This is a genomic window from Vibrio sp. 1CM7H (assembly GCF_023161645.1).
Lineage (GTDB): Bacteria > Pseudomonadota > Gammaproteobacteria > Enterobacterales > Vibrionaceae > Vibrio > Vibrio diabolicus.
In genome coordinates this window covers 94,342-107,211 of the sequence record NZ_JALNTV010000004.1, presented here as the reverse complement: position 1 = coordinate 107,211, position 12,870 = coordinate 94,342, and the positions used below count along the sequence as shown (strand labels likewise).

The following is a 12,870-nucleotide window of genomic DNA, read 5'->3' as shown; positions in this document are numbered from 1 at the left end:
CGTCGTGTCAAATATTACTATTACAGAAACTGCGCAAACGCATTTCGCTAACCTTTTAGGCCAACAGCCTGAAGGGACTAACATTCGTATTTTCGTTGTGAACCCAGGTACACAAAACGCTGAGTGTGGCGTGTCTTACTGCCCACCAGAAGCAGTAGAAGCGACCGACACTGAAATCCCTTACAGCGGTTTTTCAGCTTACGTGGATGAGCTAAGCCTGCCATTCCTTGAAGACGCTGAAATCGATTTTGTTACCGATAAAATGGGCTCTCAGCTAACGCTAAAAGCTCCGAACGCTAAAATGCGTAAAGTTGCGGACGACGCGCCACTGGTTGAGCGCGTTGAATACGTTATCCAAACTCAAGTCAACCCACAGCTTGCTGGTCACGGTGGTCACGTAAACTTGGTTGAGATCACTGAAGACGGCATTGCTATTGTTGCATTTGGTGGCGGCTGTAATGGCTGTTCTATGGTTGACGTAACACTAAAAGAAGGCATCGAGAAAGAACTGCTAAACCAATTCGTTGGTGAACTCACCGCTGTTCGTGATGCAACAGAACATGACCGTGGTGATCACTCTTACTACTAAGAGTAAATACGGTCAGAAAATGGGAGGCTTCGGTCTCCCATTTTTGTATCGATACTGAGGTAACCTTGAGATGCTTAGTTCTGCCCGTAAAATCCGCTAGAAACTCAGGCGGAGTTCTCATATATTAAGAATCTTACGCATCTCGTAAACGCCAACGACACCAAGGAGCCAGCGCCATGTCGAAACGGACCCCACCAGAGATACTCTCATGCCAAACGGTCGCAAAATCCAAACTGTTTGCCGTGGAAGCGCTCGACCTTCGTTTTTCCAATGGTGAACACCGTACTTATGAACGCATGAAGCCAAGTGGACGCGATGCGGTGATGGTGGTTCCTGTGACTGAGCAAGGCGATTTATTACTGGTACGTGAATACGCCGCTGGGACTGAACGCTACGAGTTGGGCTTCCCGAAGGGGTTGATTGATCCAGGTGAAACCCCACACCAAGCTGCGGATCGAGAATTAAAAGAAGAAATCGGCTTTGGCTGCAATCAGCTGACTCCGTTGAAACAAGTTATCCTCGCGCCGTCTTACTTTTCGAGCAAAATGACTCTATTTTTAGGACAGGCGCTTTATCCAGAAAAGCAAGAAGGCGATGAGCCTGAGCCACTGGAAATTGTGCGTTGGCCACTTGCGCAAGCCGAAGAGTTATTAACTCACATGGATTTCTGTGAAGCACGAAGCATCACCGCGCTAATGTTGGCACTGAAACACTTACCAAACACCACTCACAAACATAACCAATAACGGTCATGAGAACCGAATAATACTGTGAGTAAGGACTATCACTTATGCCAATGACAAAAGATCTATCTCACCTGCTTCCTCAAGTCATCGAAATTGCCCGTAGTGCCGGGCAAATGATCCTCGAAATATATGAAAAAAAACAGTACGAGGCCTACACAAAAAGTGACGAGACTCCGGTAACGAGCGCAGATATCGCGGCTCACAAGCTCATCACAGAACGCTTGAGTGAACTCACGCCCGACATTCCCGTATTGTCAGAAGAAGACGCAGACATCAGCCTCGAGCAACGAGCTCAGTGGGAACGGTATTGGTTAGTCGACCCTCTCGATGGTACTCAAGAATTCATCGCTCGCAGCGGCGACTTTGCGACTATTATTGCACTGGTCGACAACAACAAACCAACCATGGGGGTCGTTTATGGCCCTGTCTCTGGCGTGACTTATTACGCTTATAGTGGCAAAGGTGCTTGGAAAATTCCCGACATGTCGGACAGCGTAAAAATCCATACGCACAAACACGAGCAGCCAGGGCAAAGCATCGCGATTGCTATTAGCCGCCGTCAAGATATCAATCGCATCACTAGCCGCATGAGCAGTGCTTGGAATTACGATTTAATTCCGCTCGGCTCTGCGGCATTAAAAGCGTGTCTTGTTGCAGAAGGCGCTGTGGATTGCTATCTCAGACTAGGCCCAACAGGTGAGTGGGACACCGCCGCGACACAGTGCATTGTTGAAGAAGCGGGCGGTCGCATTCTCAGCACGCAATTGGAGCCGCTGTCATATAACGAGCGGGAAACGCTAGAGAACCCAAACTTTATTGTGCTTGGTGACGCGGATTTACCTTGGAATGAGATTTTACAACGCAAAGATTAAGCGCTCTATCCGTAAAGTTAGCGCCTAAATACTAGCAATTGAAAGGCCACGAATATGTTCGTGGTCTTTTCTTTTTGACCTGTTTGTACAGCGTTAGGAGCATTTGGCCTACTATGTTCCAATCGCTTAAAGTGCTGAACACAAGAAAATAAACCCCTTAGAATCATAACCTTATAATTACATCCTATTATCACCACGATCTTTGTACAGCGAATAGAGGGTTTCGCCTACTATGATCCAAAAGCAAAAAGAGCTGCACAATCGCAGCTCTTTGAGAATTTTGGTTTTTGTCACGATAGGTTAGAAGCGACCTTGGTAATTAAACTCGTATTGACCTTGGGGATTCGGCTTGCCCAACCATTTCAGTTGCTCACTCATGCTGGATGGGAACTCAGCTCCTGGTTTAAACCAGGCTTTGGTTGAGTATCGCTGATTAGGCATAAGCTCTGCTGAGAACGCCGCTGAGACTTGTTTACTGCTTTGCTCACCAGTCGCTGTCAACATACTGTCCTGACAGTTTAGATCGGCAATCACAGGGCCGAGTTCAAGGCTACCAACAGGGCTTTGAATACCACTGGCATTCCATACCAAAGTGCCTTCACCATTCTTACACCAAGGCGCGGCATAAGTCGCATGACGAATATTTAACTCAAGTTGCCCATCAACGCCGACAGGCACAGGGAGACGAGCTTGCTCTACAACTTTTACTGCCGGAATCGAGGCAACTAAGTTTTTGGCATAAGGACCACCACTCAAGCTATAACCAACAAAACCGCGACCACGAACGTCCATTTCACTACCACGACCAAAGCGTACGGCAAACTCAGCTTTACCAGTTAGTAGACTCGACCATTGGAAATCCCAATTAACTTCTCCAAGGTTCTGGCGCTGCCAACGAACACTAGAAGCTTGACCTTGCCATACAGAGCCATTGGCACCCTGAATGTCTAGTCCTCTCACGGTTGGTGCTTGCTGTAACACCCAAGAAACGGGTAATCCCATTAAAAGACTGACTGAAAAAAAGACGATAAAGATAACAACGTAAAGTACTGCTCGCTTCACCTTAACCTCGCTTAAACTGAAGGCGGTTCACATCAATCATGCCCGCTTGATCCGTTCGGTCGATATCTAAAAATTCGACTTCAATACCCTGTTGCTCTTTCAAGTAACGTAACCAATCCACCAGCTGATTAAACGCGAGTGGTTTGATCCACACCTGAACACTCTCATTGCGAGGTTGTACTCGAATCAACTCAACTTTATAACGACGGGCTGAAGAAGAAACCAGTTGATTCAACGGTTGGCTAGAGTAGCTCACACCGCTGCTTTTGCGCAGTGCAGTAATGCTATCCGCTTTATCTTGTACCCAAGCCAGCAACTGTTTTTCACTTTGAATACGTGATTGAGCTAGCTCCGCACGTTGGCTCATTGGCTGTAGCAACCCCCAATAAATAATGCCGATAACGGCAATAGCGCCACATCCCATGACCAAACGCTGCTCACGCTGAGAGATGCTGCTCCACCAAACCTGAGCTTGAGAAATTAAGTTTTTCATCATCACCTCACAAACGCTTCAAAACAAAGCTGCCAACCACAACGTTATCGCTACGGTTCAGCTGTCCTTGCTCAACATTAAACTTCTCTGCCAATTTCACACGAGCCTGCTCAAAAGGTTGGAAGTCTGAACTGCGAGCTTGAATTCGCACTTCGCCACGTTGACCATCATATTTAAAGCTGGTGATTTCCAAATCGCTGACCTGACCAAGTGTCGCGGGCAGTGCCGCCAACCAAGACAACATCGCCTGCTGACCGCCACCACCAGATAAGCGGCGCTCTTCATCATCCATTTGTCGTTTGAGATAACTAACGGTAGGAATTCGTCGTTTATTCGGGAACACCTGGCGGAAAATACGCTCACTCTCCTCACGATACGCTTGTGCTTGTGCTTCGTACTTGTGGACGACGAGCAACTGCTGCGCAACCATAACAACGATAAGCACGCCCGCAGCAATGGTGGCTTTTTGCCAGAGCTTCCAGTATTTACCCCAAGAAGATTTAGGCTTGAAGATCCCGGTCAGCAAATTGACTTTGCTTTCTGTAACCCCCTTCGCCAGTAACCCCATGGTCATTTCTTCTGGCTGCGGCTCCCATACTTCAGGTAACGCAGATTCAGGGACTGAGCTATAGCAATCGAGCTTCCAACCTTCATGATTTTGTAGATAAGAAGAGAGGTAAAGGTCTAACCAAGAAGCATCGACAACCGCACCCTCTGTCGCTGAGTGACGAATCAACCATTGATCACCAAGCATCGCGGCACTGCTATGCTCTCCCTGAACAGGTAACGCAAGCACATCTGGCAAGATGCGTTTGATGGTGATGCCTTGGCTTGAAAAACGCTGCAATACGGTCTGAATCCAAGCGCGTTCAACAGCGCACACTTGCGCTTTATCCGCTTGTTTACCTAACACGGTAAAGTGAAGGCCATCAACGTCCTGCGCGACTTCATCTTCCACGAGGTACGGTAACATCGCGTCGAACTGACGTGTTGCGCCTGGCGGTATATCCACTTGCGTCAAGACCACATCATTACTCGCCAATAGCGCCACAACTTGGCGCTGACCTGCATAAGAGATCAACTCATCTAAGTGTTCCCATCCGGCGATTTCACCGCTGGCAATCACTTCCTGTTGATCTGTCGACCACACCACCCAAGGAATGGTACTTTGTTGTTCGCTACTCAGCCGAACGGTCAGAAACTCGCTCACTGATCCCTCCAAAACGACGGCGAACTACGGTCACCGTCTCTCTATTTGTACTTTGCAAAAGGCTTCGGATACGTACACGTGATTCATCCACCAACACTTGTGCATCCAATTCAAAAAAGGCGCTATCCACACCCAAATAGCCTTTGGCGTTTTTCTTTACATCTTCGCTCAAGCCAGCCATTTCTGACTCTGCTAAAAATTCATCAATGCTATCCCACCCATCAAATGGGCGTTTTTCAATTAGCTGAATCGCATCACTACTGCTTAAGTTTGGTGAGAACATTGCCACCAAAATCGGAGCTTGCTCGACTTCAATCGTATTTACGTTTAAACGCCAATCATCACTAGGCAATGCGCAGATTAGCGGTTCCAATTTTTGGAAAATCTCACCACTCACCTGATAAACCGCTCGTAACTCGGTGGCATCTGCCATCCAGCCATTTGACGCTAAATACGCGGGTTTCATCGCTTCATATGTGCTGTCTTCGACCCCGGTTGTGGAGCGAACGGTGTCATCAGCATCAATGTATTCCCAGGTAGAGTCTGCAATGATTTCTGCCTGATACGATTCAACATCCGATTCTTCCAATAAACGCTGCAGCACATTGACTAAATACGGTCTTGCGATTTGCTGTCCTGTCGGTTGCACACGGCTCAATACATTTAGGTTAAAGCACGCTTGTTTGTCTCTAATTCGTCCCGCCGCTTGACCATAATCTAGCGGATAGACTTGTTCTTTTATTGCCCACGGCTGACTCATATTGATCGTATCGCTGTCTTTGTAGCTTTGCTCGATACCGACTTTTGCCAACGCCTCTACCCCAAGGCTATACCAATACGCTTGCTGGTAGTTAACTTGATTGGCGCCCCGCTGAAACTGCAAAAACAAACGCTCCGACATACTGGCGGCAACTGTCGCCATAATCGCCAGTAACATAAGCACAATAATCAAAGCGACACCGCGCTGACGATTAACCATTATTGCTGCCTCCTGAACTTCCTTCTTTCTGACTCAATGTGCCATCAGGAGTCAGATAAGTGCGGGCAATCTCTCCATAATCTTTGAGAGTAAGGATCACAGAAACCGCTTTCGGTAGCGACTTTTCATCATCCCACTCTTTTTTCCATTGTTTACCATCGTAAAAACGCATATCAAACGATTCGACCTGCGTTAGTAATGGGGTAACGATGCCTTGTTGACCCACTGGCGTGTCAGGGTAGCGCCACCATACTCGTTGTAATGTTTCTTCTTTTAAACGATAGCCAACCTTAGTGACCTCCCCTCGGGGAAACTGCTGTTGAGGGTTGTGCCATCCTAAGCGAGCAAACATTAGCCCTTTAGTATCGGAGTCGAGCAAGTAATCTGACCAAAAAATCAGTTGGCTCGCGGGCTCTTCACCATTTGTCCGCGTTTGGCGCATCGCCATTTGACGAAAGTCATTATCCATCATCACCATGGCGCGCTGAATTTCATTTAAGCGCTGAGTTCGCTCTTGTGATAGTGCATTGCTGCGCTGCACTTGCGATACCACTTGATACGCGGCGACACTTAAACTGGCAAAAATGGCAATCGAGACCAGCACTTCAATAAGTGTAAAACCTTTTGCCAGTTGGCGCTTACTTGCGCGTGGATTCTTATTGCGCCACATAACTTCGTACCGTCACGACTGGGCTCGCGTTTTTCTCGAGCGCGACACTCACATCAAATGCTTTCAGCAATGGCTGCGTGGTGGCAACAGGCGTGATTTTCCAGTACCAAGTGCGCCCAGCCAGCTCTTCTGTGCCGTTCTTTACTTTAAGTTCACTGGTACTCAACATCACGTTGGCCATCTGATTATCCACAACCATGGCTGCAAACATTTTTTCTTCTAAATAACTGATCGTATTAATATGCTGGCTCACCGAGCGAATGACGCTGATGGCAGCGGTGGCGAAAATAGCCAGTGCGACCAATACTTCCAGTAGTGTCATGCCTCTCGTCCGGCGATGACTCCAATGTGGGCGAGCTTGCTTAGAATTGCGCATTCTCATCCTCTTTCACTTCTTCGCCCGGCGCTAGTAACAAGATTTGTCCACTTTCTTTGCCGATGACTCGCCACCCGTCATTAAAGGCGTCACCATTTTGCGGAAAAAAAGACAGAGTAAATGGCGTAACTTCTGCACTGGAAAAGATAAACACTTGCGGTGGCTTACTTTTCTTTTCGTCGTCTTCTTCAGCGAACATGTCTTCATCAAAAAGAGAGCCCGGTTTGAATAGGCGATCATCATTATCCCAAGCACCGCCACCTAGCTCGAGCAGTAGCGTAATGTCATCTTCCAACTTGGTTTTGCTCGGAATCTGCTTTAACTCCAGAGGCTGCCAACCTTCCGCGGTCAAACTCAGTAGAGCGTACGTTGATTTAGCGTCATCTACTCGAACGCCAAAGTCTTTACCGCTTAGTACGGCCTCTTCGTTAAGCAGCTGTAAACGCTGAAAAAAGCTTTGAGCATACTGTTTGGAAAGATCTTTTTGGCTGGTCGGTAATGTCGTGATCACGGCCACTGCCGTGAGGGATAGCAAAACCAGCACCAATAGAATTTCTATCAATGTAAAACCGTTGTGTTTTCGCATTTGCTTCATTAGTGCTGGCTTAGGCTCTATTTATTGGAAATCTTGCATGTTCCAGTTGCCAATATCTGCAGCTGGACCTTCTCCACCCTCTTGGCCATCTGAGCCTAGAGTGAAGATGTCAATCGTACCGTTATCACCTGGGCTTAGGTACTGGTACTGGTTACCCCAAGGGTCATTAGGAAGACGTTTGATGTAACCGCCATCACGGTAGTTGCGAGGCTCTGGGTTAGAAGGCTTGCTAACTAATGCTTCCAGGCCTTGGTCTGTCGTTGGGTAAACGCTGTTATCCAACTTGTACATATCTAGGGCATTTTCCAGCGCTACGATGTCCGTAATCGCTTTTTGTTGGTCAGCCTTCTCTTTGTTACCCAATAGGTTTGGAACAACGAAACTTGCCAAAATACCAAGGATAACGACAACAACCATCACTTCTAAAAGTGTGAAACCGTGTTGTTTACTACGCTTAAATTTCATTTTTTTCTCCGAAAGTTAGATTCAAGCCATGCCGTAAGTAGACACGTCTTAATTCGAATTTATCCGCTCATCAAGTTATTCATTTCTAGCATTGGCATCAAGGTCGCCATCACAATAAACAACACTAATCCAGCCATTAAGGCAATTAATGCCGGAGTGAATACACCTAGCGCAATATTGACTGTAGATTCAAAGTTTTGATCTTGGTTATCGGCAGCACGCGTCAACATGCTCTCCAATTCACCACTTTGCTCACCACTGGCGATCATGTGTAGCATCATTGGTGGAAACAGACGAGTTTGATCCAACGCCTTACGCAGGCTGGCACCTTCTCGAACGTTATCCGCAGCAAGCAATACTTGCTGCTTCACATAGCGATTAGACATAACATCCACCGCAACGCGCATGCCTTCTAGAATTGGAATCGCACTGGAAGTACAAATCGAAAGTGTTCGTGCGAATCGCGCGGTATTCAAACCTCGAGAGATTTTGCCTAATAGCGGTAGGCTCAAGATTTTTCTATCCCAAGCCAAGCGAAAGTCTGGTTTTTGCAACGCCAGTTTGAGCCCATAGAAAAACACCACCAGCACGACGAAGATGATAAGCCCCCAATCTTGCACAAACTCACTGGCTGCCAGTAAGAACTGCGTTGACTGAGGTAACTCTTGTCCCATCTGAATGATTGGCTCAATGATTTTGGGTACAACTGTCGCTAATAAGAAAGAAACAATAACAACCGCAAACACCACTAAAACCACCGGGTAGATCATGGCTTGAAGCAGTTTGGAACGCATCTTCTGACGGTTTTCGACGTAGTCCGCCAAACGCTCTAATACCGTATCAAGATGGCCTGACTTTTCACCCGCCGCAACCATGGAGCGATAGAGTTCATCAAACACGTGTGGGTAATCAGCAAAACTGTCGGCTAGCGGATAACCCTCGGTTACTTTCGAGCGAACCGCAGCCAGCATAGAACGAATTCTCGGCTTTTCAGCCTGCTCAGAGACAGCACGCAAACATTCTTCCAGAGGCATACCTGATTGGACCAACGTGGACAATTGACGTGTGATTAGTGCCAGCTCAGATGTTGAGATGCCGCGCTTAAAGCTGACTGAGCCTGAAGACTTAGCCGATTTAGCTTTCGTCTCAACCACTTCAATCGGGATCATCCCTTGCTCTTTGAGTCGCTGTCGCACTTGTCGGGCGTTGTCCCCTTCTATCGTGCCTTTTTTATGCTTGCCTTTTGCATCTAGCGCTTTGTACTCAAATGCCGCCATTAGGTTTCCTTCGTCACTCGCATCACTTCTTCAAGTGACGTAATACCACGACGTACTTTGCTTAGACCATCACTGCGAATACTTGGCGTATGGGCGCGAACGGCTCTCTCAATTTCTTGCTCACCAGACTCTCGGTGAATTAATTCTTGCACTTGCTCATCGACCATAATGAGCTCGTGGATACCTGTTCGACCTCGGTAACCTTTTTGGTTACACGCTTCGCAGCCTTTAGCACGGTGTAGCTCTAGTGATTCATGCGCTTCCATACCAAACAGTTTCTTCTGTTCAGCATCGGCTTCATACGGTTCTTTGCAACTCGGGCAAAGCGTACGAACCAAGCGCTGTGCTAACACACCCAATAACGATGAAGAAATAAGGAATGGTTCAATGCCCATATCGCGTAGACGCGTGATCGCACCAACAGCGGTGTTGGTGTGAAGGGTCGACATTACTAAGTGACCCGTTAAGGACGCTTGCACTGCAATTTGTGCGGTTTCTAAGTCACGGATCTCACCGACCATCACCACGTCAGGGTCCTGACGCAGAATAGCACGCAAGCCACGCGCAAAAGTCATGTCGACCTTCGGGTTCACCTGAGTCTGACCGATGCCATCAATGTCAAACTCGATCGGGTCTTCAACCGTTAAGATATTGCGTTCGTTACTGTTGATCTCTTGCAAGCCAGCGTACAAAGTCGTCGACTTACCAGAACCCGTCGGGCCGGTGACCAAGATAATACCGTGAGGACGCTGAATAAGATGACGGAAATTGTCGTGCACGGAAGGCGTCATACCTAAGCTATGCAAATCGAGACGCGTCGCGTTTTTATCCAACAGACGCATAACTACTCGCTCACCATGTGACGACGGCATTGTAGAAACACGCACATCAACCGCACGACCACCAATACGCAGCGAGATACGACCATCTTGAGGTACGCGTTTTTCTGCAATATCCAGCTTCGCCATGACCTTCACTCGCGAAACCAATAATGGTGCAAGCTTACGACTTGGGGTGAGCACTTCACGCAATACGCCATCGACACGGAAACGAATCGAAAGGGTTTTCTCGAAAGTTTCGATGTGAATATCCGACGCCCCTTCTTTAATTGCTTCACCCAACATCGCATTGATCAACTTAATGATTGGTGCATCGTCTTCTGACTCTAGCAAGTCTTCATCATGCGGCAGCTCTTCAGCCAATGAGAAAAAGTCGTCGCTATCGGCACCGATGTCTTCCATCAATTGACGCGCTTCAGACGAGTCACGCTGATAAGCTTCGGTTAACTTTTTATCGAAGGCTTCTTTATCGATAGGTTGCGGTACGAAGCTTTTCTTCAGCACACGACGGACTTCGACCAGAGCCGCTGGGTTGAGCGGCTCGACATAGTAAAGAATGGGCGGACGCTCAGGATGCTCTGTCTCCAGCACCAGTTTAAAGCGATTGGCAAAACTGAATGGCAGACGACGCATACTTGGCGCTGTGTCTAACATATCAACCATTAGTTGTTTTCCATTTGATCAATAAACGCTTGGATCTCGGTTGGGTGCTGACGCTCCTGGCCAAAGGCCGGCATGACAGGGATCTTCTCGTCAGCCATCAACTTCAATCCTTGATCCGCTTTGTAGAGCTGCTCTGCGCGAATAAAGTTGTATTTGCGCTGTGTAATGCCGTCTGCGGTCATACCATCACGAATAATCGTCGGCTTGATGAACACCATCAAGTTACGCTTTTCTGTTTGCGTGCTGGTTGATTTGAACAAATGACCAAGCACTGGGATGTCCCCCAGTAGCGGTACTTTTGACTCACTTTCAAGTGCACGTTCATCAACCAAACCACCAAGAACCAGCATCTGACCATCTTGGATCATGACTGAGGTATTTAGCTGACGCTTAGCAAATCGAACGTCAACCGCACCGTTTGCACCCAACACATTGGACACTTCTTGCTCGATATTTAACTGAACAGAGTCACCTTCGTTAATTTGTGGCACAACCTTAAGCTTGATGCCCACTTCTTTACGATCAACCGTTTGGAATGGATTGTCGTTGTTTGAGCCAGCCGTAGAGCCTGTGATAACAGGCACTTCTTCACCAACAATAAATGATGCTTCACCATTATCCATTACAGTGATACTTGGAGAAGATAGAATGTTTGAGTTGGAGTCAGTCGCTACCGCACTGACCAAAGCAGTCCAGTCACCCATCACGATGCTCATCGCAGCGCCGTTAACACCGCTCAGTGCTGATGCAAGAGTAGAATAGTCACCAGATTCAGTAACATCATATGGCGTTCGTTCGCCATTCGCATTTGTGTAGTATTCAGTTCGAGTTTGATCTTTTGCTTCTTCTAGACCAACCATTACCTGACCAATCGGTGCACCAGAGTTACCGTACTGAATCACCGCACCGGTTTCCAGTGAGCCCCACTGAACACCTAAGTTAATGCCGTCACCTTCTGACATTTCAACGATCAGCGCCTCAATCAAGACTTGAGCACGACGAATATCAAGCTGAGCAATAACATCTTGTAGCGCATTCATGATATCTGGTGGAGCCGTTAATACTAAGGCGTTGGTCGCTGCGTGCGCAGCAATCACGACTTCACCACGCTGGGCACCTGACGCTTTCTGGCCGACTTGCTTTTCAGCTTGTAGGTTATCGGAGACACCTTTTAGTACATCCACCAAATCTTCAGCTTTCGCGTTCTTCAGGTAAACCACGCGGTTGTTACCTTTGGTCGCCATTTCAACGTCAAGTTGACGAATCAATCGCTTCAGACGCGCACGTACTTTAGGATCGCCAGAAATCAAAATCGCGTTGGTGCGTTCATCGGCAACAATTTTAGGCTCAAGGAACTCAGGCGTGCTCTTCTGATTGGTGCTTTTATTCAGTGCTTCAACAATACGCACCATTTCGGCAGCAGAAGCATTGCGCAGTTCCACCAGCTCAATTTCTTTATCACCCGCTTGGTCAACACGCTTAATGATTTCTGCTAAGCGATTTACGACCGCCGCACGACCTGTGATTAAGATGATGTTCGCAGGATCGTAGTGAACTACGTTACCAGCACCAGCATTATCAATCAGTTGACGAAGTAGAGGAGACAACTCACGAACCGACACATTACGCACCGCAACAACTCGAGTGATAACGCTGTCGCCTTGCGCGCTGCCATCACCTAATACAGGGATTGCTGACGTTTTTGAGTCTTTCGCTTTGATAACCTTAAGTACACCGTTGTCCATTTCTACGACGGCGTAGCCGTATACTTCGAGTACGTTAAGGAAAAAGCTGTAGTATTGCTCTTCGTTAAGCACGTCATAGCTGCGGACATCGATTTTACCGCGCACTGAAGGGTCAACAATGATGGTCTTTTCGAGATTACGACCCACTATGTTGATGAATTCTTGAATATCAGTGCCTTTAAAGCTGGCACTAAATTCGTTTGCTATTGCACCTGGGACGCAGAGTAAACTTCCTGCTAGTAGCCAAGCACTTTTGCTGAACCAATGTTTCACGTATGTCTCCCTGAAC

At 47.6% G+C, this 12,870-nt stretch carries 14 protein-coding genes; 3 read left to right on the top strand and 11 right to left on the bottom strand.

The annotated features are described in order from the left end of the window. Positions 1-4: 4 nt before the first annotated feature. From nfuA to cysQ, 3 genes are all read left to right on the top strand, one after another. Positions 5-589, top strand: coding sequence for a Fe-S biogenesis protein NfuA (gene nfuA, locus MSG33_RS16170; RefSeq protein ID WP_005394968.1), 585 nt, complete (start codon positions 5-7; stop codon positions 587-589). 176 nt (positions 590-765) lie between these two features. After that, positions 766-1,335 (top strand): ADP compounds hydrolase NudE, encoded by a 570-nt coding sequence (gene nudE, locus MSG33_RS16165; RefSeq protein ID WP_005394971.1) that lies wholly within the window; start codon positions 766-768, stop codon positions 1,333-1,335. Between the two features lie 44 nt (positions 1,336-1,379). Continuing rightward, entirely contained in the window at positions 1,380-2,207 is an 828-nt protein-coding gene (gene cysQ, locus MSG33_RS16160; protein ID WP_005394972.1) for a 3'(2'),5'-bisphosphate nucleotidase CysQ, read from the top strand. A 300-nt stretch (positions 2,208-2,507) separates the two neighbouring features. Here the strand turns inward: cysQ and MSG33_RS16155 are convergent, their stop codons facing one another. Genes MSG33_RS16155 through gspD form a run of 11 tightly spaced genes read right to left on the bottom strand, consistent with a single transcriptional unit; the run spans position 2,508 to position 12,854 of the window. Then, on the bottom strand, positions 2,508-3,269 hold the full coding sequence (locus MSG33_RS16155) for a type II secretion system protein N (RefSeq protein ID WP_248381449.1): 762 nt from the start codon (positions 3,267-3,269) through the stop codon (positions 2,508-2,510). Position 3,270: 1 nt separating this feature from the next. Beyond that, a complete protein-coding gene (locus tag MSG33_RS16150) occupies positions 3,271-3,762 on the bottom strand; it encodes a type II secretion system protein M (RefSeq protein WP_248381448.1) in 492 nt (163 codons plus the stop codon). Between the two features lie 7 nt (positions 3,763-3,769). After that, the gene (gspL, locus tag MSG33_RS16145; RefSeq protein ID WP_005394975.1) at positions 3,770-4,972 is read right to left on the bottom strand and encodes a type II secretion system protein GspL; all 1,203 of its coding nucleotides are present in this window, start codon (positions 4,970-4,972) and stop codon (positions 3,770-3,772) included. Beyond that, a complete protein-coding gene (gspK, locus tag MSG33_RS16140; RefSeq protein ID WP_248381447.1) occupies positions 4,941-5,951 on the bottom strand; it encodes a type II secretion system minor pseudopilin GspK in 1,011 nt (336 codons plus the stop codon). Before gspK ends, gspL begins: the two co-directional genes overlap by 32 nt. Further along, positions 5,944-6,621: a type II secretion system minor pseudopilin GspJ gene (gene gspJ, locus MSG33_RS16135; protein WP_006741790.1), complete on the bottom strand. Its 678-nt coding sequence runs from the start codon at positions 6,619-6,621 to the stop codon at positions 5,944-5,946. Before gspJ ends, gspK begins: the two co-directional genes overlap by 8 nt. After that, entirely contained in the window at positions 6,608-6,997 is a 390-nt protein-coding gene (gspI, locus tag MSG33_RS16130) for a type II secretion system minor pseudopilin GspI (protein WP_162860657.1), read from the bottom strand. The genes gspJ and gspI overlap by 14 nt, the downstream gene beginning before the upstream one ends. Then, positions 6,984-7,583, bottom strand: a complete 600-nt coding sequence (gene gspH / locus MSG33_RS16125; RefSeq protein ID WP_248381577.1) for a type II secretion system minor pseudopilin GspH — start codon at positions 7,581-7,583, stop codon at positions 6,984-6,986. The genes gspI and gspH overlap by 14 nt, the downstream gene beginning before the upstream one ends. Before the next feature lie 30 nt (positions 7,584-7,613). Next, entirely contained in the window at positions 7,614-8,057 is a 444-nt protein-coding gene (gene gspG / locus MSG33_RS16120; RefSeq protein WP_248381446.1) for a type II secretion system major pseudopilin GspG, read from the bottom strand. A 59-nt stretch (positions 8,058-8,116) separates the two neighbouring features. Next, positions 8,117-9,334 carry a type II secretion system inner membrane protein GspF gene (gene gspF, locus MSG33_RS16115; protein WP_005394987.1) on the bottom strand — a complete coding sequence of 406 codons (1,218 nt, stop codon included), beginning with the start codon at positions 9,332-9,334 and terminating at the stop codon, positions 8,117-8,119. Continuing rightward, positions 9,334-10,836, bottom strand: coding sequence for a type II secretion system ATPase GspE (gene gspE, locus MSG33_RS16110; protein WP_248381445.1), 1,503 nt, complete (start codon positions 10,834-10,836; stop codon positions 9,334-9,336). Before gspE ends, gspF begins: the two co-directional genes overlap by 1 nt. Further along, positions 10,836-12,854 (bottom strand): type II secretion system secretin GspD, encoded by a 2,019-nt coding sequence (gene gspD, locus MSG33_RS16105; protein WP_005394995.1) that lies wholly within the window; start codon positions 12,852-12,854, stop codon positions 10,836-10,838. The genes gspE and gspD overlap by 1 nt, the downstream gene beginning before the upstream one ends. Positions 12,855-12,870 lie beyond the last annotated feature (16 nt).